The sequence below is a fragment of the Cytophagaceae bacterium genome (genome assembly GCA_016722655.1).
GTDB lineage: Bacteria > Bacteroidota > Bacteroidia > Cytophagales > Spirosomataceae > Leadbetterella.
This window is the reverse complement of record JADKIR010000004.1, coordinates 2,259,631-2,282,767: the sequence shown is the minus strand read 5'-3', so window position 1 is coordinate 2,282,767 and position 23,137 is coordinate 2,259,631. Positions and strand designations below refer to the sequence as shown.

Here is a 23,137-nt window from a genome sequence, read left to right as displayed (position 1 = left end):
TCAGGTTCATTTATTTTATCGGAAGACTAATCATTAACTTAGTCCCTTTATTTACAACACTTTCCAAATGAATACTCCCTTTATGGAGTTCCACGATTTTTTTCACTATTGATAGTCCCAAACCGCTACCTCTGGCATCAGAGAAGTTCCCGTTTTCAACCTGATAGAATTTCTCAAACAACCGGGATTGTGCCTCCTTTGGTATTCCGATTCCATTGTCCTCGATGGTGAAAACCGTTCTTTTCTTACTGGAATTTAGGGTAATATTTATTTCTCCTTTTTTGGGTTCTACAAACTTTATGGAATTAGAAACCACATTTATCAACATTTGCATCAGTTTATCTTCATCACCTTTTATATCTTTGGTTTCAGGCAAAATCGTCATAAAAATTTTCACATTTTTTTCATTTGCCAATTCTTCCAGTCTATCAAGGACATTTTCGACTAAATCCTTAACCTCAATATCAATTTTATAAAGTTTATGCCGGCCTGATTCATATTTTTCCAGATCCAAAACCTGATTCACTAACCTGCTCAACCGGTCAGTTTCATTAATTATTGTTTCCAAAAAATGGCTTTTCTGCTCTTTTTCCAGGTCTTCATTATCAAAAATAATCTCAGTCAGGGCTTTTATTGAAGTCAGTGGCGTCCTGATTTCATGTGTTACGGTTGTCAGAAATTCATTTTTTTGTTCATCGGTTTTCAGGAGTCTTTCATTGGCTATTTTCAGCTCTGTTGAGATCCTTTCCAATTCTTCCGTTTTTGATTTCAACTCCTCATTGTCATCCAAAATTTGCTGAGACCTTTTCAAAAATGCCAGCACTTCATCTACTGTTACCACCTCTTCTTTGGCAATGGTTGAAACCAGCATATTTGCCGAGGATGTACCTACGATACCGCTTAGTGTATTCTCTATGTAGCTTACCAGTTTGGCGTCGGCAACGTTAGATTCCAGATTAATTTCGTTTCGCTGAGCAAATTCATCCAGGTCTTTTCTAGCTGCGGATCTTCCAATAAAACTGGCCAATAGTTCAAACAGATTTTCATTTTTTGCTTTTCCTCTCCAAAAACCCGAATGTCCGTCGATATTAGAATATTGAAAAATATCAACAAAAAGCACCGATTGTTTTGCCTCTGCCGATGATTGTTCTGAAAATGCAGAAACGACTAAAAAAACCAGTGTATTTATGCTTAGACTCCAAAAACCTGCATTTGAAATTTCATCGAATCCTTCAATATTTAAAAATCCAAAAATTTGATAATAAAATGACAAAAATGAATTAGTCTCATACTTTGCCGGAATCAATGTTGGGAATATCAAAAACAAAAACCACAAGGTAAAACCACTCACCAATCCTGCTAATGCTCCATTTTTAGTCGCACCTTTCCAGTAAATTCCTCCCAGGAAAATAGGTGCAAATTGGGCGATTGCAACAAATGCAATCAGACCTATAGATACTAAAGAAAACAGGTTTCCTACTGAACGAAAGTAGATATAACCCATCAATATAATGAAAACAATTGCACCTCTTCTAAGCCATGTTGCCAAGTTTAAAAGCTTAAATTTAAATTTTTGCTGAAAACGGGTACTCTCCAGTAAAAAGGGCAAAATCACGCTGTTGGTAATCATCGTACTGATGGCTATAGTTTCCACTATGATCATCCCGGTAGCAGCCGAAAACCCTCCGATATAAGCGATTAATGCCACCAGATTGTTTCCGAAATGCTGAGGAAGGGCAATCACATAACTGTCAGTTGAAACTCCTGAATTTTCTGCAAAAACAGATGTGCCACTTATAGCAATAAAAACCACAAAAATGTTGATAAGGAATAGATAAAGCGGAAAAAGCCAAATGGCTTGTTTCAGATTGTTTTCACTTTGGTTTTCGACCACCGCTACCTGAAATTGCCGGGGTAAAAACATGAATGCAAAAGCTGAAATTATGATATGTATAAACCAATTGCCATAGCCCGCTGATTGGTCAAAATTGAAAGACTCTTCTATTTTTTTTCCAAAGTAATGATTTTCGAAAACATCGGCCCAACCGTCGTTGATGATAAACGTAATGAATACCCCAACCAAAAGAAATGCGACCAACTTAAAAACACTTTCAACGGCAATAGCGAAAATCATCCCTTCATGAGTTTCATTGGATTGAATCCTTCTGGTTCCAAACAAAATGGTGAACACTATAAGAATCAGCACTACAAAAAATGAAGCATCCTGGTAAAAATAATTGCCGGATGGTATGCCTGTGATAACCTCAAAACTTTTAGAGATGGCTTTGACTTGTAATCCTATATAAGGGACTCCCGCAAGGAAAGAAATAATTGTAACCCAAACTCCCAAAGAACGATATTTGCCATAGCGGGCAGAAATGAAATCAGCTATACTGGTTATGCCGTTTACTCTGGCAATTCTGCTGATTTTTTTTAATACTGACCAGGCCAATAGCATGACCAGTGTGGGTCCTAAATAAACTGAGAGAAATTCCAACCCCTTATCTTTAACCCTACCAACACTCCCATAAAAAGTCCACGCTGTGCAATAAACAGCCAGGGAAAGTGCATACACATAGGGGTTATCAATAAGACTTTTGTTTCGGTTTTTAAATTTTTCGGCTACAAAAGCCAGATAAAACAAAACCCCTAAATACAGAACAGAGACGATGGTAATAGAAACACCATTCATTTATTTTCGGTTAATAACGATTCCTGCCAGGATAATTATGATAAGCCAAATACTAAAAACCAACACTATTTTCAATGGAATTCCACCCACTAAAATGTCACTTTGCAAAATTGAAAATACCGGAAAATTTAGTAATATCAATAGCAAAAGGAACAATAAAAATAGTTTCTGATTTCTGGATTTTCTTTTCATAATATTAAAAAATCGCTTCTGTTTTTTTCAGAATTGAGATATAAACCTATTAAAATCAAATCTGAAATTCTGGTTTTGTCAGGATATTTTTAAAGAATATATGCCAACGGACATTTCCAGTCGCAATTGGCACATATTGCTATATTTAACCCTAACACAATTGAAAAATCCGGTCCGGCTCCATGAAACCGGACCAAAGTTTTTATTTTTCGTTATACTCTCCCTGAAGAGAGAATAGACCAAAAGCTCCTAACGAACCGGCAATCATTGGCCCCAGAATAACCGTATAAATTATCGCAGGGATGGTATTTTCGCCTCCTTTATTCCATAGCGGAATAGCCTGATTTATAATAAGATAGTAAACAGCAGCTAAACCTACTAAAATCCAAACTACACCTAAAATTCTTTTAATTATATTCATTTTATTTAATATTTTCAGTTAAAAAAATTATTACTCATTTACTTTATTGTCTTTACCATCAAGATAAATCGTACCAATAATAAAACAGATACCGGCGATAACAATCGGATACCACAAACCTTCAAGATGAGGCTTATCGAAAGGAATTGCCTCACCCAGCTCCTTGGCTTTATCATTGGCTGATTTGGCACTGGTTACAAGGAAAGTTGCAATTGCTGGTAATAGGCCACCAAATATACCGTTACCGATATGATACGGAAGCGACATAGATGTATATCTGATCTTCACTGGGAACATTTCAACAAGGAATGCTGCTACTGGGCCATATACCATTGTCACAAAAAGCATTTGAATAAACACCATGAAAATCAAAGTCCACTTGTCGGCATTGTTGATTGTAACAGTTTTCTTGGTATCAACTATCGGTTTACCATCTTTTGTATCAGCAACACCATTGTTGAGTGTTAAAGTTTTAACTTCTTTATAGGTTGTTCCATCGGTAAATTCTTTGGTAACTGTAAAAACTGAATCCATACCACCATTGGCATTTTTTGCATTTTCTTTAATTTCAGCCAAAGAAGTTCCTTTTTCGGCCAATTCAGTTTTGTTTTTAATATTTACAGTTTCATACATGTGATTGTAAATAGATCTGTAAGAAAGTACAGCTATCAACATACCGGCCATCATAATCCATTTCCGACCAATTTTATCAGATAACCAACCAAATAACACAAAGAAAGGTGTTCCTAACAATAAACCCCAAATCAGGATACTATCAACCTGCTCTTTGGGAACACTCATAACTTTCTCGATAAACGACATAGCGTAAAACTGACCCGTGTACCATACCACACCCTGTCCCATGGTTACACCCAAAAGTGCCAACAATACAAATTTGAAGTTTAATCTGTTTCCAAAAGACTCTTTTAATGGATTGGTAGAGGTTTTACCTTCTGATTTCACTTTAGCAAAAAGTGGTGACTCGTGCATGTTTCTACGAATCAGATAAGAAACGCCAACCATAAGAATCGAGGCCAGGAAAGGTATTCTCCATCCAAATGCTTCGAATGATTCTTTGGTCATGGAAAGTTTTGTAATTGCAATCACTATGAGAGAGATAATCAAACCAGCCGTGGCTGTAATCTGAATCCATGAAGTCATGAACCCTCTTTCGTTGTCAGGTGAATGTTCTGCTACATAAGTTGCCGCTCCCCGTATTCTCCGCCTAGAGCGAGACCCTGAAGTAAACGAAGTAACAAAACCCCGATTGGAGCAAACATACCGATTGTTTCGTACGCCGGAATCATACCGATAAAGAAAGTAGCTCCACCCATGAGTAAGAGAGTAACCATGAAAGTGTATTTCCGACCAATAAGGTCTCCCAATCTACCGAAAAACAATGCACCGAAGGGTCTAACAATAAAGCCGGCCGCAAATGTGGCAAGTGTACTCAGATAACTTAGGGTTTCGTTGCCTGCAGGGAAAAACTTGGTTGAAATGATGGTAGCCAAACTTCCGAAAATGTAGAAGTCGTACCACTCGATCATAGTACCCACTGAAGAGGCCCCTATGATTGAAAACATCGAACTTTTCTTACTTGATGACATAAAATTTAATTTTAATTTTTAAAAAATATTTAAGGGTTGATATTAAAACGTTAGAACTGAACTCAATAAAAATCTTACATTTCCGACTTTGGTAAGATCACCTGTTACTTTTCCTGACTTATTGGCAAGTCCCCAATTGGCTGATGTATATTCAATTTCAGGTGAAATTTTTATTTTGCCTTGTTTGAAATCTATTCTCCCTGCTACTCTTGTTACATCTTTAACAGATCTTTTATCCAAAGTAACCCCTCTGGTATAAGCAGTTTTTCCATCTTCTTTGGCTCCATTGTTTACTGTATAACCAACAAATAATGCCGGTGCCACTTTAGGATTATTACTCATGATTTCCAACCAGGCCGAATTTGTTGCTGTCGGCAGATATTTTTCGTTTATGGCACCATCAGCTTGTGAAACATAACCACCTAACATTACAAGATGTGTTACATTTTGTCCAAGCAAGCCATAAGCTTTTAGAGTAGCTTTTTTGCCTGTAAATTTGGCATAAGCGTTAATTGTTGTACTATTGAGTCTGGCGTCATTGGCAATGGTTTGTGCCGGAGTTCCACCTGTAATAGTAGTACGTGGTACCAATGAGCGATATTCCAGACCGATACCTGCCAAGACTTTTCCTTTTTTGTATTGTAAATTACCGTGCATTGTTGGAATCACTGAGTTTACATCTGGTTCGTTTTGTACACCGGTGGCTGACACCGTGGTAAATTCACGGTCTTTATACAAGGTAAATGCGAATGAAACGTCCTTTCCAAGTGCTTTGGTAAGTTTAGCCTGAGGCACCCAACCAAATGGGTTAAATAAAATACCTGTACTGAAGTTGGCTACTCCCGGGAAACACTCCGGAACAAACTGAGGATACCATGATTGACCCAAAGTCAATTTGGTTTTGGTCCAATCCATTGTCAAGTTGGCATGTCTCAAACGAAAAAGGCCGATACTTCCTTCAAAGTTTCCGAAGAAATCACCTTCAAAAAAGCCCGAAGTCTTTGCACCGAAAGCATTGGGTCCATTGACTTTCAAATTGATTCTCGACACAATCGAATGGAAATTGGATTGTGGCACTGCATTGAGGTCGTTGCCACTAGCATCTTTAGCCACATCTAAAGGATACAAATTCAAATGATCTTCTCTTACCTGAGCACTCTTTCTTGAGTCCCAGATAAAGTCAGCTCTGATAAAACCTCCTATAACAACTGCGGGAGCAGGTGCTGGTGCCGGAGCGGCAGGTTTGGGCTCTTCTTTTTTCTCTTCTTTTTTTTCCTGAGAAAATCCAGCCATCACGCTTGTGATCATCATAATAGTTAAAAATCCAGTTCTTTTCATAGAGTTTAAATTTATTGAGGTTTTGTTGTACTTTTCGATGACAAATATTGTATAGAAAAAACAATCTCAACAAATTTGATATAGCTAAGCTAAATTAATATAGATTTATCAAAACAATAGGTCAAAGTATCCGGAAACGCCTTTTTTCAACATTATTTTGCCAATATTTAGTTTTTAAAAAATTTTATTTTGGATAAATCGCAAATAAGCAAATATAAATTGCCTATGCTCATTAAAAGATTTTTTCAATATCTATACTAAAATTATAGATTAAGTATTAGCCAAACGAAATTCGTTTCCATTGAATCACCATAAATTTATCACCCAGCTCAGTAATCAGCATTCCTTTTCCTTCAACATTTTGCGGGCGGGACACAAACTCAGCTAACTCTTTGTGATTCAATATTTTATATGTCGGCGTAATGAGATTTTGTTTGGGAGCTTTGATGTGGTATTTCTTCACCCAATTCATCACTGAAACATGGCTTATGCCCAATAATCGCTCTATTTCTCTGTAACTAACCCCTTCAATGTACAGCTGAAGTGCCTTTACAACATAATAAGAATCAATACTTTTTCCCATTTTTTCAACGGTAAAATTGTACTGACAATCACGGCATTTATACCTTTGTTTTGAATTTATGACTCCGTTTTTTGAGATATTCTCAGAGTCACATTTAGGACAAGGAGGATAATTTGAGGCCATCTATACTTTTTTAGCAAATATATATCTTTTTAGCAATTATTGAATTATTTGCAGAAATTATTTAAATATTTCAATCAATTTTCTTCAATTTCTTAAAATACTTTTTTGAAAATCATATTATTTTTTGTGTTAATAAAAGCATAGTTTGATATTCAGGAATTTATCGAAAAGTAAATGTGTTAAAACATCTATACCCTATAAAAGAAAAACAGAATGAAATTACTGCTCCAATATCTGAAAAATTACAAAAAAGGTGTTTTTCTGGCATTTTTTCTGGCGGCTGTCAACCAGACATTCTCATTGATGGATCCCTATTTTTTCGGAAAACTTATTGATAATTATGCCAAAAAACCTGATGTATATGCCGAAAATGAATATCTAAAGGGTGTTTTCATTCTAATTTTAGCCATAGTAGGTGTGGCTATGGTGAGTAGAATTGCCAAAACTTTTCAGGATTATGTGATGAACAGCGTGATTCAGCGTTTTGGTGCTGATGTGTTTATTGATGGTCTGAAACATACCTTACAACTCCCTTTTCAACAATTTGAAGACCAAAGAAGTGGCGAAACTCTCTCAATTTTACAAAAAGTAAGAACCGACTCCGAAAAATTTATTACGGTTTTTATAAATGTTGCCTTTACTTCTATCGTAGGAATCATCTTTGTTGTCATTTATGCTATCAATATCAATCCATTTTTGGTTGCTGTTTATTTTATTGGTGCATTTGCCTTGGGCACGCTGACTAATATTTTAAGCAAAAAAATAAAAGTAATTCAAAAAACAATTGTTAAAGAAACAACTGCCTTGGCTGGTACGACGACTGAATCGCTCAGGAATATAGAACTGGTAAAAAGCCTGGGACTGGCAGATCAGGAGATTAATCGATTGAGATTAAATACATTAAAAATTCTGAAACTCGAACTTAAAAAAGTTCGTGGTGTAAGGTCAATTAACTTTATTCAGGGCACATTTGTCAATCTTCTCCGCCAAATTATACTTTTCGTGTTGCTATATCTGATATTTAAAAATGAAATGACCGTTGGGCAGCTACTTACTCTACAGTTTTATTCATTTTTTATATTTGGACCACTTCAGGAACTTGGCAATGTGATTCTAGCTTACCGCGAAGCTGAGGCCTCGTTGAACAATTTCGATAAATTATTGAAAACTCCTCTTGAAAAAGTACCTGAAAATCCGAAGCATTTGGGAGATGTAAATAGTCTTACTTTCGAAAATGTCAGTTTCAAACACAGCAGTGCCGATAGTCATGCCCTTGAAGACATTAACTTTAAAGTAGAAAGCGGACAAACTGTGGCATTTGTAGGACCCTCAGGTTCAGGCAAAACCACATTAGTGAAGCTTCTGGTGGGCTTGTATCAACCCAAAGAAGGAATTGTTTATTACAATTGTATTAATTCTAATGAACTGGCAATAGATGACCTTCGAAATCAAATCGGCTTTGTGACTCAGGACACGCAGCTTTTTTCAGGTTCAATCAGGGAAAATCTTCTTTTTGTAAATCCCAATGCTACTGATTCTGAGATGCTAGAAAAACTAACCATGGCGGCTTGTCATACGTTGCTCAACAGAGCCGAAAACGGCCTTGAAACTGTAATAGGTGAAGGTGGTATGAAAATATCAGGCGGTGAAAAACAACGCTTGTCAATAGCAAGGGCTCTGCTTAGAGATCCCAAAATCTTTGTCTTTGATGAGGCCACTTCGGCTTTAGACTCACTCACCGAACAGGAAATAACTGATACTGTAAAGGCAGTAACTGAGAATGGAGGTTATATTACAGTAATGATTGCCCATAGATTGAGTACTATAATGCATGCCGATAAGATTTATGTTTTGGAAAAAGGCAGGATAATTGAAGAAGGAAAACATCAGGATTTGCTGGAACTGAAAGGCTTATACTATGCAATGTGGAGACAGCAAATAGGTGAAAGACAGGACATTAGAGTAAAAACAATTTGAAATGAGCAAACCGGTAACCATACTAACGGGATTTTTAGGGGCAGGAAAAACTACATTCTTAAATCAGGCAATAAGTGAAAGACCTGGTATAAGATATGCTATAGTAGAAAATGAATTTGGCAAAGAAGGCATTGATGGTGAATTAATTATCAAGCCTGACAACGAGATATTTGAGTTAAATAATGGATGCTTGTGTTGTTCCTTAAATGATGGAATCTATGATATTCTGAATGAGCTCAGTCTGAAAACCGATCAATTTGATGAATTGATTATCGAGACTACCGGCATTGCCGATCCGGCGGCTGTGGCATCGCCTTTTTTCTCACATTCTGAAATCAAAAAAGATTTTCCTGTTAAGCGGGTGATATGTCTTGTGGACACTGAACTCATTGAGGATCAACTCATAGAAACCGACGAAGCCATAAAACAAATTGCATTCAGTGACATAATTTTACTCAATAAAACTGTAAATGTTAATCCTGAATATTTAACAAAAATTGAAGAAAAACTACTGGGAATCAATCCATTTCTGAAAGTATTCACTGAAAAAGATATGATTTTTCCGGTAAAAGAAATATTCAATACAGAAAGAGACCTGGATATTGAGTTTAAGATGAAACCCGGCAGAAGACTGGCTTTTAACCATGGTAAAATAGTATCTCATACTTTTTACTTTGATCAGCCATTTAATGATAAAGAATTGCAAATGAGGCTCTTTGGGTATTTGGTTTTTGAGGCAAAAGGCCTATACCGCATCAAAGGCATAATTCATGGCAAGGATGTAAACCATAAACTCATTTTACAATCAGTGGGGCAAAGTCTGAGTATTAGTGGCGGAAAACCCTGGGCTGCCGATGATGAGCGACAAAGCAAAATCGTATTTATTGGCAAAGAATTAAACCGGGAGTTTTTTGAAGAGCTACTGAATGGATGTCTGGCTTGATTTTTTAAAATTTTATATCCATTTTTTCAAAAAATACAAATAGATAAGTATTGGGGAAAGCCATTATTGTAAGAATCTACCCTTAAAAATAGATTATTTAATCAATTGTCTCTTTTAGCAATTTTCTCATTCGGTAGTTCTTAAGATATATTCCATTCCTGAAATTCCTGTTGGTTCTTAAAACCCTAAAGCCTCTTTTTTCGAAAAATCTTCGACCCGACAAACTAACATCAGCCAAAAGCTGTGTTATCTGATTTGATTTTGCAACCGTTTCAATATTTTGAAGGAGACCTGAAGCAACACCTTTCCCAAATTCATCCTTTTGGACAAACATCATTTCGACATAATCCCGCTGTCCTAAAGAACAGAAACCTAAAATTTTATTATTTTTGTATGCAAGCAAAAAATATTGCTCCTTAATTTTATTTAACCACATTTCCCGATTATTCACCGAAGATGCCCATACCTCTTTTTGCTCCTGGTTGTAGTCCTTATTAGCAAGGATATTGGATTTGTATAATTCCAATATTGCATCTAAATCACTTTCAACCGCTAGTCTAAATTCCATAAATACTTTTTCTCAAACCTTATTCTAATAAAACAATCAAAAAAACACAAAAATGATTCATTAATTTTGCATTCTTGAATTGATTGGAAATTAATCGCCCGTGTTTTCTGTTTAATAACAGACAAAAAAGAAATGCAAAAAAATACAAAGTTTGAAGTGATGGCTCCGGCCGGCTCCTGGGAAGCCATGATGGCAGCCATAAAAGCAGGTAGTTTTTTGCCGACTATGCCGATGTGGTAGTGATGGCACGTGAGCTCACACTCAAGCAGGTTGGTGACATGGTAAGACAAATCGAACGTAATAATATTACCGGTCCGTCGGGCAATTTGGTGCAGATTGAGATTTTTGCTCACGGGGCACTTTGCATGGCGGTTTCGGGTAAATGCTACCTGAGTTTGCACTCACACAATGCCTCCGCCAATCGTGGGGCTTGTATCCAAAACTGCCGCAGAGAATATACCGTAACTGACGAAGAAGGAATAGAACTACAGATTGACAATGAGTACATTATGTCGGCCAAAGACCTCTGTACGATAGATTTTCTGGACAAAATATTAGAAGCCGGTGTGCGGGTTCTGAAAATTGAAGGTCGCGGGCGGGCTGCCGATTATGTTTACACCACCACTCAATGTTACAGAGAAGCGGTAGATGCTTTTGAAAACGGCACCTATACGCCCGAAAAAATTGAAAACTGGAGAGAAAGATTGAGCTCAGTTTATAACCGTGGTTTTTGGGATGGCTACTATTTGGGCAGAAAAATGGGTGAATGGAGCAATGTACACGGCTCAGTGGCCACTACCCGTAAAATTTACATCGGGAAAGGCGTTAAATATTTTGACAAAATAGGTGTGGGTGAGTTTGTGATGGAAAGCCACGATATCAATGTAGGTGAAAAAATCATCATCACTGGGCCAACCACCGGCTTGATAGAAGCCGATGTGGAGGAAATTAGACTGGGCGAAGGAACACAGGTTAACTCAGCCAAAAAAGGCGACACCATTTCTTTGAGAATCGGTGAGAAGATTCGCCCTTCAGACAAACTCTATAAAGTTGTTGCGGCCGATGCCTAAGATGTTCCATTATCGTCAGCGGTGTATTGGTTGCAATGCCTGCGTGGAGATTGCATTTAATAGATGGCGTATGTCAAAAAAAGACGGCAAGGCGGTTCTTCTCGGTGGAAAAGACAAAAAAGGAATTTATCAGGTTGAGCTTGATTTTGATGAAGTAGATGATAATAAAAGGGCCGCAGAGGCTTGTCCGGTGAAGGTTATTCAGGTGTTGGAGAATTAATGGGCTAATGCGTTAATTATTAATATGATAATTTAAAAAAAAGCTATATTCTATTTATTGATGCTTTAAAAGTTTGTATTTCATCGTAATCTGAAATATTTAAACTGTCTAATAATTTTAAAAAACTAATCTTACCCAATTGATGATATTTAATTAAGGGCACTAATGCTTGTTTTAGTTCTGACTTTTCGTTTTGCTGAAAAGAGACCTCAATATTCTCAACTGGATTTATTGTAGAAAACCTTAATAAATTGTCAACACCATTTGATAATGAATTATCAAAATCTAAACGCGATTTTAATATTAATTTCCCTTTATAGTCCTCATTAATTATTTCTATATTCTTTATATTAGTGACTTCATAAAATTTTTCGTCAATAAAAATCCCATCATTTTTAAATTCCAAGAACCCCTTAAACTCTCCTTTTAAATTTTCATAATTAAACATTCCATAAAATTTTAGAACTATTCCCAATAAAAAAAGACCTCCACCGAATATTCCTAAAACTTTTTGCCAATCATTTAAATCATTTTCACCTTTAAGAATTGCAGATAGAAAAAACAGAAAAATAAAAATTAACGCCAGCCATTTTATTACTAATCCTCTTGTTAACCTGTTTTTTCTTTTACTAATAAAAATTTTGAATTTTGCCATATCTATTTCAAATCCAAAAACCAACAAAAATTTAATTACAAATCAATTACTCACCCAAACAACCCCTTCACGGTCTTCATCGGCAAAAACATTTTTCCACTATCCGGAAGTTTAGTAAATCCGTATTTCTGATAAAATTGCTCTGCTGATGCATCTAATGGATCAACAATAATTGCAAAAGCACCCACTGAATCTGAAATATCAAAACAGCGTTTGAGAGCATCTATCAAAAGCATGGCTCCGAATCCTTTTCCCTGAAAATGCTTGTCAACCGCTAGTCTGCCAAGCAAAATTGTTGGTATTGAGGCGTATGAAATGGGAAGTTTTTTTTTGAAAAAATTCGGGATTAATTCGTTAGAAATACTATTGCTGGAAAGAGTGTAGTAACCTAAAATCTTTTTTGATTCCTTTTCAACAGCAACGAAACAGGCAGCGAGTTTTCTTTTAACATCTTGTCCTGCTTGTTTCCAAAAATAATTATCTAGCATATCTTTTCCGGAAGAAAAGGTGCTTTTGTTGTGAGTGGAATCAAGTGGTTCTGTCAGATAAGCCATCAGGAAATCAGGTTATTATATTTCTCTTTTGCAGCTTTTAAGGCTTCGTTGGGACTGGACGGGTGCAATAAAGCTTTAAAAAACACCTCTTTATCCATTTCCGAAATTAACACTTTTTCACTTTCCTCGATAATTTCTTTCGCTTTAGACTGTACTGTGGCCACCACAAAATCTGTAAGATTTCGGTATCCACCTAACAAGGCTGCTTTTTCAAACAAAATCTTTTGTTCTAAAGAAATTCTTGTGTCAAATCTTGCTTTTTCTTGTGCTACAGCATTCATAATAAATTGATTTACAACAAATGTACGGAAAATATCCGAAAAGAATCAAAGATTTGTACAGCTATTTTCCGTACAAATTTCTTGTTTAGAGTAAAATCAAACCCCAAACTGCCCCAAATGATGATCGAGATGTTTATAAAACATGGTACTCCACTCCTCTTTGGATAGTTTTCCAAAAGAATGAGATTCTCTGTCATCAAAATAGTTTTCACCCAAGGCATGCACTTTTTGTAAAAATTCTATCAGCCTTTTCCTTTCTGTCTCGAAGTCTTTATCCTCCGTAATCAGAAAAGCCGGTGCTGTGCGTGAATTCTTTTTGTAAGGAACACTTCCGGTAACTGTAGGTTTTACCAAAAATTTTAACATAAGCCCCATCAAAAAATTGGGTTTTGGAAATCTTTCCGGTTCAAAAAGCATTTCGTAAGTCACGCAACAGTGGGCTAACATTTGACTTACGGTCATTTTGCCCCAAAGTGGTGATGTAGTCGCAGTCAATTTTTCGATTCTTGCGATTACCTCCTCAGTAGTACTTTTTTCAAATATGTTTTTCATAATGGTTTGTTTTTATGTAAAAAAAGTAAAAAATCGGCTATTTTCCTATTTCATCACTCTCCACCGAAACGACTTATTGTCAATAGCTCTCATCGTGCAAAGGATACCTTCTAAATGATCATATTCATGCTGGAATAGTTCTGAAAGGTCATTTTTGAAAAATACGGTTTGCTTTTCCCAATTTTCGTCCAAATATTCAATTTCAATGGTTTTATGTCGCATTACTTTCACAAAAAGGTTTGGAAAACACATGCAATCGTCCCAAACTTCAAACATCTCCTCACTTTTTGATATGATTTTAGGATTGATGAAAACCATCGGTTTATCAATGTTCATATAAATCAGTCGTTTCATATTACCCAGTTGAGGTGCGGCAATGGCTCTGCCAAAATTGTATTTCCGACGGATATCTTCAATAACCTCATGCAGATCTTGTACCCAACTTTTTACTTCTTTTAGTTCTTCAGGTTTGATTACTTCCGAAACCTGATATAGCAAAGGCTCTCCCAGCAGCAACAAATCGGCAGTAGTTTTCATATTTTTTGGTTTTAGCTTTAAATATAGTAAAATGATAAATGCTAAAGACTTAATTTTGCAGAATGACCGACGAGTTCAAAACCCCGAAAGCACCTTCAGAAGGCCTTTTCAAAGACAAAGGCAGCAAGTTTTTTGGGTATATTTTTCCAATAAAAAATGAAAATGAGGTAAAGGCTCATCTTGAAAACTTAAAATCACTTCATCCCAAAGCACGTCATCATTGTTTTGCTTATAAACTGGGTATTGATGAAAACAATTTCAGAGCCAATGATGACGGCGAACCCTCTGGCACAGCCGGAAAGCCTATTTTGAATACTCTTCATTCTTTTGAGCTTTCCGACACACTTGCGGTAGTGGTAAGATATTTTGGCGGTACTCTTCTTGGTGTGCCCGGCTTAATCAATGCCTACAAAGAAGCCACAAAAGAAGCTATTTTGGCAGCCGAAATCGAATCTAAAACAATCAACAGTCTGATTAAAATCAGTCACGATTTTGACCAAACCAATGCCGTCATGATTATGTGCCGCAAACTCCAACTCAACATAAAAGAACAAACCTACGACTCCCGCTGTGGGCTCATTGTGGAAGTAAGAAACAGCTACATTGAAAAAATCAAAGAAGAGCTAACTGATTTCTGGAATATTGAAATCGAGATAATTTGATTTAATTGTTTATTTTCCAAATACTTACATATATTTTTTTCAAAATTCGTCTCATTTCAATTATACTTTCATACAGAAAAATGTATAGAATTACATTTTTTCGTACAGAAAAGTGTAAAGTATTACATTTATTCGTACAGAAAAGTGTATTTTTGTAAAAAATAGCATTCATTTTTCATGAAAAGAGAGTTAGAAAAGAGTCTGGTAGTATGGAAACATTCACCAAATAGAAAGCCATTGATACTCCAAGGAGCCCGACAAGTTGGTAAAACCTGGCTTATGAAAGAATTTGGTAAAAATGAATATGCTAAGGTGATATATGCCAACTTTGAAGCAAGTGAAAGACTTAAAACAATATTTGATGCTGACTTTAACATATCCAGAATAATTTCAATTCTGGAAATTGAAACCAATCAAAAAATAGAAGCTGAAAATTGCCTGATAATATTTGATGAAATACAGGAAGCTCCTAAAGGCTTAACAGCCTTGAAGTATTTTTATGAAAATGCTCCAAAGTATCATATCATTGCAGCTGGCTCACTTTTGGGTATTTCGATGCAAAAAAAGAATACATTTCCTGTAGGAAAGGTTGATTTCATGAAGCTATTTCCGCTATCTTTCAAAGAATTTTTACAAAACCTTGAAGGTGAAAAACTTGCAGGTACTTTGAAAAACCAAAATTGGGACATTATCGATTCTTATCACGAAAAATTTATTGAATTATTACGCCTTTATTACTTTGTAGGAGGAATGCCGGAGGCTGTTAAAGAATATATAGAAAATAAAAACCTCGATTTGGTTAGAAATATTCAACAAAATATAATTTTAGGTTATGAAAATGACTTCTCGAAATACGCACCCAATGATATAACACCTCGAATAAGGCTTGTTTGGAATTCTATAATAAGTCAACTGGCCAAAGAAAATAGAAAATTTATTTATGGACAGATAAAAAAAGGAGCCCGTGCAAAAGAATTTGAAAATGCGATAAGTTGGCTGGTTGATGCAGGATTACTCATAAAAGTTAACGGACTGGATAAGCCCGGAATCCCATTAAAATCCTACGCTCAATATGATTTTTTTAAACTGTTTTTACTAGATATTGGACTATTAAATACAATGGCAAATATTGACAAAACCATACTTCTTGAAAAAATAGAATCTTAACCGAACACAAAGGAGCCATGACAGAGCAATTTGTTTGTCAGGAACTTAGGATCAATCATGAATTATATTATTGGTCAAATCAGGATGGGAGAGCAGAAATTGATTTTCTAATTGAAAAAAAAGACGAAATATTCCCCATAGAAGTAAAGTCAGAGGAGAACTTAAAAGCAAAAAGTTTAAAATTTTTTACAGAAAAATTTAATATTGAAAAAGGTTACAGGATTTCCATGTCAAAATTAAGGCATGAAGAAACACTTACAAATATACCCTTATACGCGGCAGAGAGTTATTTTTCCTAAGAATAAAAAAATCGACTGACACAAAACTGCGTCAGTCGAAACAATTAACCTATGAAATAAAATGTCTTATAGTTGACTACCATCGGATTTTCCTCTGGCAATGGCATATTCTCCTATTACTTTTCCATGTTTTAGACCCATTTCACAATCAATTCTGTAATGAATCAAGCCAAACACTCTAGAATTGGATGCCTCCTGAGCGTATTTATTAAATAGTTCAGCTTTTTCTGGAAAAATACTCGACAAAACTGTTGCACCGGCTGCAGAAAAAGTAGAATGCCCCGAAGTATAGGATGGAAAGTTGGGCAAGCCAACAGATGTTTTCAATCCAAATTGCTGGGGCCTGGGCGTATAATAGTAATATTTTGTATCCCAACAAGCCACACCTGCATCCATCAGGGCCGTTCCAACCAATGCCAGTGTTCTGGCCATTCTGATTTCACTGTATTTTGCCTCAATAGCGGCATTGGCAGCAAATCTGTGCCAATGACCTGGAGGAGTGTAACTACTGGGGCCATCCGCCCAAAAGTTGGCGATCCTGGCTTGTTCCCTCGTTTGATTTTTTTGGATTGATTTCAACTCGGCAATGTCTTTTTCAAATTCACTCGTATTTTCCAGAAAAGGAATTGCCGGTCTGATTTTTACCATCGTAGCCTTATCAAAATTCCAGGTGCTTACTGAGCCAAAATTTGGCAACATAGGCGGTCTCAAAGGCATTTCCTGACTCACCCATGGGCTTTTTACTCCCATTTTCTTAGCATTTTCAATCATTCCTGTAGTTACTGCCTGATTATTGGATGCCGACATACCATCGGTTTTTGCTCTGGCCATTACTTTGGCAGCAACAGCTTTTCCAAGATCTAAACCTGCTTTTACATCGCTCTCTACATTTTTCCCTGCCAAAACTCCCACTTTCTGAGCTTCTGCTAACTTTTGATCCAAGTAAGGCACTTCACCTGGAAACATTGCCACTAAAACTGCATAAGAGGCCGAAGCAACCACTGCTTCTTCTGATGGATAAGAAGGCAGATTGGTTTCAGGCAACAAAGTCGAAATTGTGCCATCATTTTTTGATGCTGACTTACGATTATATTTAAACTTATAATGCCAGGTACTTACCAAAGCATCAAATTGTGCCACACTCAAATATGCCAGAGCTCGGGAGGCGTATGGTGGGTTGGCAAACGGGAACTTAGGATCAGCCAATGGATTGGCAGCATCAGGCACAGGATATTTGCCCTCAGCGTTGGACGCCGGTGGCAAATTGTACTTAGCGGAAAGTTCCCGGGCAATCTCATTCCAGCGATACACTGAACCGACTCCCCAGTGCTTAACAGTTTCCTTTTCTGAGGCAGTCAGACTCTCTACTTTATTTTTTACAGCGGCAAGTTCAGCTTTATATTCATTGGAGCTTACTGCGGCTGGCTCAGGCACTGCTACTTCCACAGGCGATGCCAACACATAAGTTTTCCATGTGCCGCCAAAAGCATCAATAGAGGTAGGAGTATAGGCCAAAACCTCAGGTTCCTCAATCTCATTATCACATGAGATAAAGACAAAACCTCCAAAAAAAAACAAACAAAAATATATAAACAGCTTTTTCATAATTACTTGATAATGTTATTTAGTTGATACAAAAACCCAAGTGAATAAATGGTAGATTGACCTACATTTTGACCATTCAGCACTTTACTCATACGAGCATTAAATCCAATATTTTTGGGTTGGAATTTAATATAAGCTCCAGCCATTTTCATACTCATTTTGTTGGTTGGATACGGCATATCGTTTCTTCTGATATAGTCGCCTGACAAACAACTAAATAACTCATAATTGAGCTCTGCCTGCCACTTTTTCTTAAGCCAGCCCAATCTAAAAGCAGCGTCGGAAGCATTTGGAACAACCACTTCGTTGGTGTTATACAATTGGCCATTTGAGAAATAAGAATCCCGGTCAACTTTCACATTTCCACGGGCAATGTAACTTCCTGAAACACTGCCATAAAGGCCCACTTTAGTCTTATAATTTGCCAATAACCTGGCGGTAACGGTCTTGCTGCCCATTCCTATTGAGAGTGGGAGAAAGTCAGGTACATAATTGCTCACAGGTGTAGAAACGCCTCCAATGGCATTTAAAGAAAAACCGGTTTTAGCAGGAATTAATTTGTATTTCACCCAAATAGCCATATCCTGAAATCCACTTTGTCCTAAAAGGTTACCTGCACTAGCCTCAGTTTTTACATAGGGTACACCCACAAGTACATTTAATCTTTTGGTAAGTCCCACTGCCACCATGGGCATTACCGACCGCACAGTAAGTGTACCGATATTCAGATTCTCACGCTTGAGGCTGTTTTCCCAGTACTTGTTCCAGCTACTTTGTTCACCCATTATTGCAAAACAGGCTATATTTTTACCCATGTATATGGCATCATGTGGCAATTGAGCATTAGATTTCAAAAAGGTGGTAATAAAGATTAACCACAGCAATAGTAATTTTTTATTCATTCAAATAAGGTTTAATTTTCATTTTTTCCAGAATTCTGTAAAAACAATATAAATATCTTGTATTTTTACTCATATTCGTGGTACAATTTTAGAAAAGTACGATTCAAAATCCAAAATTTTGGAAAAAGAAATTTTACAAAAATGTTAAAAAGTTATTTCGCCGAAAACTTACGCAACTTGAGAAAATACAAGAAAATAACCCTTGAAGACCTCTCAAGTGCAATAAATGTCAGCAAAAGTGCAATTTCTGACTATGAAAATGAGAAATTTTCTCCTACTATTTTTATTTGCAGAAAGATTGCGGATTTCTTCAATGTTAGTATTGAAAATATGGAATATTCCGAAATTCTGGATTTTTCTGATAAAAATGATGTGAAAATAAAATCTACGGAATCTATGCCAAAAATGCTGGCAGAAACACTGGAATATGCAGAAGTATTGGAAAAACAAAAAGCCGAACTTCAGCTTGAAATCAGACTTTACAAACAGAAGACCGAGTCGCTTCAACTCCAGTTAAAACTCCATGACCAGCTAAAAAACAGCAAGTTATCGGAAATAGAATTACTAAGAAACCAGATTATATTATTGGAAGAAAAGATAAAACTTATCCAAAAAGATTAACGCCCTTCGCCTATTGGATTTTCAAATCCTGTGGAAATTTCGATTTTCGCATTCTCAAAATAACTTGTAACCTCCTTTTCTATTTCGATTTTTGGCCGGTTGGTCAGTATTGTAAGGATTTCAATCTGAGCATATAAGAAAGTTTTAAGATAAGCCTGATTTTTGACAATCTTGGATTGATTGTGAATTATTGCAGATTGATTATGAATTATAATACCAAGATTCTCAATTATTTTATTCTGATTCCCTATCACAACATCGTGATTTTCAGCTACTTTAATTTGATTCTCCATCAATACCTCATAGTTTTCAATCATATTAATCTGATGCAATGCAAACTCCGACATTTTATTATTCAGTGCTTCCAATTGCTCATTTAAACGGTCTAAAACATCAACAGACTTTGCCATATATTCTTAGGGTTTTCTGAATTCCCAATATTATTTTTACAAAAATAAAAGAAATTTGGCATTTGACTAAAGAATAAAAATTTCCGAAAATTCAAACAAAGCCATATATTTGTTGCTTTCACTTATTCAACAATAATTTTGCTAAAACGACTCCCTTATTTGTACATTGTTTTTTTTACGGTCACCCTGGCTGTATGGGGATTCTCCGTTAGTGACCTTGACATCATCAGTCTTTACCGAAAACATTTTTGGGCATTGCTCACCATGATTTTCGGTTCGTTCATTGCAGGTTCCAGCCCGGAAGGCAGTGCAGCCATTGCATATCCGATTTTTACGCTGCTTCTAAAAATTTCGCCCGACGTCGCCCGTAACTTCGCCTTTGCCATTCAGAGTATTGGTATGACCTCTGCTTCATTATTAATTCTAGGCTTAAAAGTACGTGTTGATTGGAAATATATAAAATATGTAACTCTGGGAGGGGTTTTCGGGCTTATCGCAGGCACATATTGGGTGGTTCCATTGATTTCACCTCCTATTGCGAAACTATTTTTCGTATCTCTTTGGTTGAGTTTTGGAATTATCCTTTGGAACGAAAACCGAAAAACTGACCGGCATGTTCTGGACACAATCAGAAATTTTACTTCTTCTGATGCACTGAACCTGATTTTTTTTGGTGTGATTGGCGGAGTCATTTCTTCTATTTTTGGAACCGGCATTAATATTTTCACTTTTTGCCTGATGACCGTTTATTACGGAATCAATGAAAAAGTGGCCGTTCCTTCTTCCATTATTATAATGACACTGGAGACTATTCTGGGATTTTTTCTACATAAAAATATCATAGGAGATTTTCAGACTGAAGCCTACGAAATGTGGTTGGTGTGCATACCTTTTGTGATTATTTTTGCTCCTTTGGGCTCATTTGTAATGTCAAAACTCCCACGCAAAGCAATTGCAGGCTTTCTATATTTTATACTCGTAATACAGTTTATAGGAGCAATTTGGGTGATTAAACCCAATTTTGAGCAAAGCCTAATGTCGGGCTTCACCATTTTGACAGGAGTTAGTTTATTTCATTTTCTTTCCAAAATCAGAAAAAAGGAAATTTAGTGTTTGTGAGGATTTTTCTTTACGGGATCCCACCCATGTCCACCCCAGGGATGGCAGGAAGCAAGCCTTTTCAGACCTAACCAGGTACCTTTTAATACGCCCCATTCCTTAATGCTGTCAATCATGTACTGCGAGCATGTAGGTTGATACCGGCAAGAATCCGGGAAATAAGGAGAAACTCCAATCTGATAAATCCTTACGATTAAAATCAGAAACTTACTTAATATTTTTGATAAAAAATTCATAAAAAAACAGGCGAAAAGCCTGTTTTGATAACCGAAATAATCTAATTTAAGTTCTTAATTGTCTCTCAACTCCCTTCTTAGAATCTTCCCTACGTTGGTTTTCGGCAATTCGGTCCTGAATTCTACAAATTTAGGGCATTTATAGGCAGTAAGATTTTCTCTGCAAAACGCTCTCACTGTTTCTTCGGTCAAAGAAGCATCACTTTTTACGACAAAAATCTTAACAGCTTCGGTTGATTTTTCATCTGGCACACCGATACAGGCAACTTCCAAAACTCCCGGACACTGTGACACCACTTCTTCCACCTCGTTTGGAAATACATTGAATCCCGAAACCAAAATCATATCTTTTTTACGGTCAACAATTTTGAAATATCCATCCTCCTGCATCAAACCAATATCACCGGTTTTGAAAAATTTTCGACCATTTTCATCCGTAATAAACACATTATCAGTTTCATCAGGCCGTTTATAGTAACCTTTCATCACCTGAGGGCCATGAGCACATATTTCACCAATTTCTCCGGGTGCTCCCCAAGTGCCATCTTCTTTCAATATTCGCATGTCAGTTGATGGAAAAGGCACTCCAATAGTACCCAACTGGTGAGTTCCATCCACAGGATTCACCGAAAGCACAGGAGCTGTCTCAGAAAGCCCATATCCTTCTGTCACACTACAACCAGTAGCTTGTTGCCAGGCTTCTGCAACTGATTTTTGCAAAGCCATACCTCCGGCAATTGTAATTTTCAGATTAGAAAAATCCAAAGCAAGAAAATCGGGATTATGTAGGAGTGAGTTAAACAGGGTATTAAGCCCCGGGAAAATAAAAATATTGTGCTTTTTCATGTCTTTCAACATAGCCTTCTGATCTCTTGGATTCACAATCATGATATTATGAAAACCAAGCTTGAAAGTAGAAAAAGCATTGACAGTCAAAGCAAAAATATGGTAAAATGGCAAAGCCCCAAGTATGGTACGTGGTAAGTCAAAATGCATTACCGGGCTAAACCAATGGTAAATACCCACTGTATTGGCCACCATATTCCTATGATTTAGTTCTGCACCTTTTGATACCCCCGTAGTACCACCAGTGTACTGTATAAAGGCCAAATCATCACCATTGAGCTGAGGGCGGGCGTAAGTTTGTCCGCTCCCGATTTGTAAGGCTTTGTAAAAAGTAACCCGGCCAGGCAAATGGTAGGGTGGCACCATTTTTTTGACGTTTTTCACAACAAAATTAACGATTGGCCTTTTCGGAAAACCCAACATATCGCCGAGCTCTGTAACGATTACATGTTTTATTTCTGTTTCTAGAATTACTTTTTCAAGATTAAAAGCAAAATTTGCTACAATTACAATTGCTTTAGCCCCCGAATCAACAAACTGATGCTTCATTTCGCGGGGAGTGTAAAGCGGGTTAGTGTTAACTACTGTTAACCCTGCTCGTAATGCTCCATACAAAACCACCGGATACTGACTGCAATTGGGCATTTGAATCGCGATTTTGTCACCTTTTTTTAAGCCTAAACCTTGCAGATATGCAGCAAAATCTCTGGATTTTTTTTCTATTTGATTATAGGTATGGTTTTTACCCATAAAAAAATAGGCCGGTTGTTCCGAAAACTTCTCAAAGCCTTCTTCCATCAGTTCAAGCAAAGACGGGTAGGCATCGGGGTTCAATTCAGCCGGTATGCCTTTAGGGTAATGTTTTAACCAGGGATATTCACTAGGGCTCTTTGACATATTATTTGTTTTAGGTTGAAAGTCTTATATTGCAAATATAAGTTTTAGTAATGTTTTGAA

General features: G+C 36.6%; 22 protein-coding genes and 3 pseudogenes. 8 read left to right on the top strand and 17 right to left on the bottom strand.

From position 1 onward, the window contains the following. Positions 1 to 10 precede the first annotated feature (10 nt). The 6 genes and pseudogenes from IPP61_10430 to IPP61_10405 form a co-directional block, all read right to left on the bottom strand. On the bottom strand, positions 11 to 2,692 hold the full coding sequence (locus IPP61_10430; protein MBL0325578.1) for a histidine kinase: 2,682 nt from the start codon (positions 2,690 to 2,692) through the stop codon (positions 11 to 13). Next, positions 2,693 to 2,884, bottom strand: a complete 192-nt coding sequence (locus tag IPP61_10425; GenBank protein MBL0325577.1) for a hypothetical protein — start codon at positions 2,882 to 2,884, stop codon at positions 2,693 to 2,695. Between the two features lie 202 nt (positions 2,885 to 3,086). Continuing rightward, positions 3,087 to 3,305, bottom strand: coding sequence for a hypothetical protein (locus IPP61_10420; GenBank protein ID MBL0325576.1), 219 nt, complete (start codon positions 3,303 to 3,305; stop codon positions 3,087 to 3,089). A 30-nt stretch (positions 3,306 to 3,335) separates the two neighbouring features. After that, a pseudogene (locus IPP61_10415) lies at positions 3,336 to 4,912 on the bottom strand (MFS transporter). A gap of 42 nt (positions 4,913 to 4,954) precedes the next feature. Continuing rightward, positions 4,955 to 6,250 carry a hypothetical protein gene (locus IPP61_10410; GenBank protein MBL0325575.1) on the bottom strand — a complete coding sequence of 432 codons (1,296 nt, stop codon included), beginning with the start codon at positions 6,248 to 6,250 and terminating at the stop codon, positions 4,955 to 4,957. Between the two features lie 277 nt (positions 6,251 to 6,527). Beyond that, positions 6,528 to 6,833: a helix-turn-helix domain-containing protein gene (locus IPP61_10405; GenBank protein MBL0325574.1), complete on the bottom strand. Its 306-nt coding sequence runs from the start codon at positions 6,831 to 6,833 to the stop codon at positions 6,528 to 6,530. A 336-nt stretch (positions 6,834 to 7,169) separates the two neighbouring features. Here IPP61_10405 and IPP61_10400 point away from each other — a divergent pair, with 336 nt between their 5' ends. Together IPP61_10400 and IPP61_10395 are read left to right on the top strand one after the other, a co-directional pair. Then, positions 7,170 to 8,933 carry an ABC transporter ATP-binding protein gene (locus IPP61_10400; protein MBL0325573.1) on the top strand — a complete coding sequence of 588 codons (1,764 nt, stop codon included), beginning with the start codon at positions 7,170 to 7,172 and terminating at the stop codon, positions 8,931 to 8,933. Between the two features lies 1 nt (position 8,934). Next, on the top strand, positions 8,935 to 9,876 hold the full coding sequence (locus IPP61_10395) for a GTP-binding protein (protein ID MBL0325572.1): 942 nt from the start codon (positions 8,935 to 8,937) through the stop codon (positions 9,874 to 9,876). A gap of 97 nt (positions 9,877 to 9,973) precedes the next feature. On the opposite strand, the gene IPP61_10390 is transcribed toward IPP61_10395, so the two are convergent. Continuing rightward, entirely contained in the window at positions 9,974 to 10,444 is a 471-nt protein-coding gene (locus IPP61_10390) for a GNAT family N-acetyltransferase (GenBank protein MBL0325571.1), read from the bottom strand. A 215-nt stretch (positions 10,445 to 10,659) separates the two neighbouring features. Here IPP61_10390 and IPP61_10385 point away from each other — a divergent pair. Continuing rightward, positions 10,660 to 11,514, top strand: a pseudogene (locus tag IPP61_10385) (U32 family peptidase). Next, positions 11,507 to 11,734, top strand: a complete 228-nt coding sequence (locus IPP61_10380; GenBank protein ID MBL0325570.1) for a ferredoxin — start codon at positions 11,507 to 11,509, stop codon at positions 11,732 to 11,734. Before IPP61_10385 ends, IPP61_10380 begins: the two are co-directional and overlap by 8 nt. A gap of 43 nt (positions 11,735 to 11,777) precedes the next feature. Here the strand turns inward: IPP61_10380 and IPP61_10375 are convergent, their stop codons facing one another. The 5 genes from IPP61_10375 to IPP61_10355 all read right to left on the bottom strand — a co-directional run bounded on the left by IPP61_10375 (position 11,778) and on the right by IPP61_10355 (position 14,313). After that, positions 11,778 to 12,389 carry a hypothetical protein gene (locus IPP61_10375; GenBank protein ID MBL0325569.1) on the bottom strand — a complete coding sequence of 204 codons (612 nt, stop codon included), beginning with the start codon at positions 12,387 to 12,389 and terminating at the stop codon, positions 11,778 to 11,780. A 50-nt stretch (positions 12,390 to 12,439) separates the two neighbouring features. Next, positions 12,440 to 12,943, bottom strand: a complete 504-nt coding sequence (locus IPP61_10370; protein MBL0325568.1) for a GNAT family N-acetyltransferase — start codon at positions 12,941 to 12,943, stop codon at positions 12,440 to 12,442. Then, positions 12,943 to 13,224, bottom strand: a complete 282-nt coding sequence (locus tag IPP61_10365; GenBank protein MBL0325567.1) for a DUF1778 domain-containing protein — start codon at positions 13,222 to 13,224, stop codon at positions 12,943 to 12,945. The genes IPP61_10370 and IPP61_10365 overlap by 1 nt, the downstream gene beginning before the upstream one ends. A 96-nt stretch (positions 13,225 to 13,320) precedes the next feature. Further along, positions 13,321 to 13,776: a DUF1569 domain-containing protein gene (locus IPP61_10360; protein ID MBL0325566.1), complete on the bottom strand. Its 456-nt coding sequence runs from the start codon at positions 13,774 to 13,776 to the stop codon at positions 13,321 to 13,323. A 45-nt stretch (positions 13,777 to 13,821) separates the two neighbouring features. After that, positions 13,822 to 14,313 (bottom strand): peptide deformylase, encoded by a 492-nt coding sequence (locus IPP61_10355; GenBank protein ID MBL0325565.1) that lies wholly within the window; start codon positions 14,311 to 14,313, stop codon positions 13,822 to 13,824. Between the two features lie 62 nt (positions 14,314 to 14,375). On the opposite strand from IPP61_10355, the gene IPP61_10350 reads away from it, so the two are divergent. Together IPP61_10350 and IPP61_10345 are read left to right on the top strand one after the other, a co-directional pair. After that, entirely contained in the window at positions 14,376 to 14,975 is a 600-nt protein-coding gene (locus IPP61_10350) for a YigZ family protein (protein ID MBL0325564.1), read from the top strand. A gap of 177 nt (positions 14,976 to 15,152) precedes the next feature. After that, a pseudogene (locus IPP61_10345) lies at positions 15,153 to 16,441 on the top strand (ATP-binding protein). A 66-nt stretch (positions 16,442 to 16,507) separates the two neighbouring features. Here the strand turns inward: IPP61_10345 and IPP61_10340 are convergent. Both IPP61_10340 and IPP61_10335 read right to left on the bottom strand, forming a co-directional pair. Next, positions 16,508 to 18,046, bottom strand: coding sequence for a phosphatase PAP2 family protein (locus tag IPP61_10340; GenBank protein ID MBL0325563.1), 1,539 nt, complete (start codon positions 18,044 to 18,046; stop codon positions 16,508 to 16,510). 2 nt (positions 18,047 to 18,048) lie between these two features. Then, complete coding sequence (locus IPP61_10335; protein ID MBL0325562.1) at positions 18,049 to 18,948, bottom strand: hypothetical protein; 900 nt, start codon at positions 18,946 to 18,948, stop codon at positions 18,049 to 18,051. A 141-nt stretch (positions 18,949 to 19,089) separates the two neighbouring features. On the opposite strand from IPP61_10335, the gene IPP61_10330 reads away from it, so the two are divergent. Further along, the gene (locus IPP61_10330) at positions 19,090 to 19,569 is read left to right on the top strand and encodes a helix-turn-helix transcriptional regulator (GenBank protein MBL0325561.1); all 480 of its coding nucleotides are present in this window, start codon (positions 19,090 to 19,092) and stop codon (positions 19,567 to 19,569) included. Here IPP61_10330 and IPP61_10325 read toward each other — a convergent pair. Then, positions 19,566 to 19,979 (bottom strand): hypothetical protein, encoded by a 414-nt coding sequence (locus IPP61_10325; GenBank protein ID MBL0325560.1) that lies wholly within the window; start codon positions 19,977 to 19,979, stop codon positions 19,566 to 19,568. The genes IPP61_10330 and IPP61_10325 overlap by 4 nt on opposite strands. 132 nt (positions 19,980 to 20,111) lie before the next feature. On the opposite strand from IPP61_10325, the gene IPP61_10320 reads away from it, so the two are divergent. After that, a complete protein-coding gene (locus tag IPP61_10320; GenBank protein MBL0325559.1) occupies positions 20,112 to 21,089 on the top strand; it encodes a sulfite exporter TauE/SafE family protein in 978 nt (325 codons plus the stop codon). Here the strand turns inward: IPP61_10320 and yidD are convergent. Both yidD and IPP61_10310 read right to left on the bottom strand, forming a co-directional pair. Next, positions 21,086 to 21,334, bottom strand: a complete 249-nt coding sequence (gene yidD / locus IPP61_10315; GenBank protein MBL0325558.1) for a membrane protein insertion efficiency factor YidD — start codon at positions 21,332 to 21,334, stop codon at positions 21,086 to 21,088. The two genes, IPP61_10320 and yidD, sit on opposite strands and share 4 nt — an antisense overlap. A 54-nt stretch (positions 21,335 to 21,388) precedes the next feature. Next, complete coding sequence (locus tag IPP61_10310; protein ID MBL0325557.1) at positions 21,389 to 23,077, bottom strand: AMP-binding protein; 1,689 nt, start codon at positions 23,075 to 23,077, stop codon at positions 21,389 to 21,391. Positions 23,078 to 23,137: the final 60 nt, after the last annotated feature.

Bases quoted from the DNA above. Each gene is read 5' to 3' on its own strand.
- IPP61_10430 (MBL0325578.1), bottom strand. From the start codon at position 2,692: ATGAATGGTGTTTCTATTACCATCGTCTCTGTTCTGTATTTAGGGGTT.
- IPP61_10425 (MBL0325577.1), bottom strand. From the start codon at position 2,884: ATGAAAAGAAAATCCAGAAATCAGAAACTATTTTTATTGTTCCTTTTG.
- IPP61_10420 (MBL0325576.1), bottom strand. From the start codon at position 3,305: ATGAATATAATTAAAAGAATTTTAGGTGTAGTTTGGATTTTAGTAGGT.
- IPP61_10410 (MBL0325575.1), bottom strand. From the start codon at position 6,250: ATGAAAAGAACTGGATTTTTAACTATTATGATGATCACAAGCGTGATG.
- IPP61_10405 (MBL0325574.1), bottom strand. From the start codon at position 6,833: ATGGGAAAAAGTATTGATTCTTATTATGTTGTAAAGGCACTTCAGCTG.
- IPP61_10400 (MBL0325573.1), top strand. From the start codon at position 7,170: ATGAAATTACTGCTCCAATATCTGAAAAATTACAAAAAAGGTGTTTTT.
- IPP61_10395 (MBL0325572.1), top strand. From the start codon at position 8,935: ATGAGCAAACCGGTAACCATACTAACGGGATTTTTAGGGGCAGGAAAA.
- IPP61_10390 (MBL0325571.1), bottom strand. From the start codon at position 10,444: ATGGAATTTAGACTAGCGGTTGAAAGTGATTTAGATGCAATATTGGAA.
- IPP61_10380 (MBL0325570.1), top strand. From the start codon at position 11,507: ATGCCTAAGATGTTCCATTATCGTCAGCGGTGTATTGGTTGCAATGCC.
- IPP61_10375 (MBL0325569.1), bottom strand. From the start codon at position 12,389: ATGGCAAAATTCAAAATTTTTATTAGTAAAAGAAAAAACAGGTTAACA.
- IPP61_10370 (MBL0325568.1), bottom strand. From the start codon at position 12,943: ATGGCTTATCTGACAGAACCACTTGATTCCACTCACAACAAAAGCACC.
- IPP61_10365 (MBL0325567.1), bottom strand. From the start codon at position 13,224: ATGAATGCTGTAGCACAAGAAAAAGCAAGATTTGACACAAGAATTTCT.
- IPP61_10360 (MBL0325566.1), bottom strand. From the start codon at position 13,776: ATGAAAAACATATTTGAAAAAAGTACTACTGAGGAGGTAATCGCAAGA.
- IPP61_10355 (MBL0325565.1), bottom strand. From the start codon at position 14,313: ATGAAAACTACTGCCGATTTGTTGCTGCTGGGAGAGCCTTTGCTATAT.
- IPP61_10350 (MBL0325564.1), top strand. From the start codon at position 14,376: ATGACCGACGAGTTCAAAACCCCGAAAGCACCTTCAGAAGGCCTTTTC.
- IPP61_10340 (MBL0325563.1), bottom strand. From the start codon at position 18,046: ATGAAAAAGCTGTTTATATATTTTTGTTTGTTTTTTTTTGGAGGTTTT.
- IPP61_10335 (MBL0325562.1), bottom strand. From the start codon at position 18,948: ATGAATAAAAAATTACTATTGCTGTGGTTAATCTTTATTACCACCTTT.
- IPP61_10330 (MBL0325561.1), top strand. From the start codon at position 19,090: ATGTTAAAAAGTTATTTCGCCGAAAACTTACGCAACTTGAGAAAATAC.
- IPP61_10325 (MBL0325560.1), bottom strand. From the start codon at position 19,979: ATGGCAAAGTCTGTTGATGTTTTAGACCGTTTAAATGAGCAATTGGAA.
- yidD (MBL0325558.1), bottom strand. From the start codon at position 21,334: ATGAATTTTTTATCAAAAATATTAAGTAAGTTTCTGATTTTAATCGTA.
- IPP61_10310 (MBL0325557.1), bottom strand. From the start codon at position 23,077: ATGTCAAAGAGCCCTAGTGAATATCCCTGGTTAAAACATTACCCTAAA.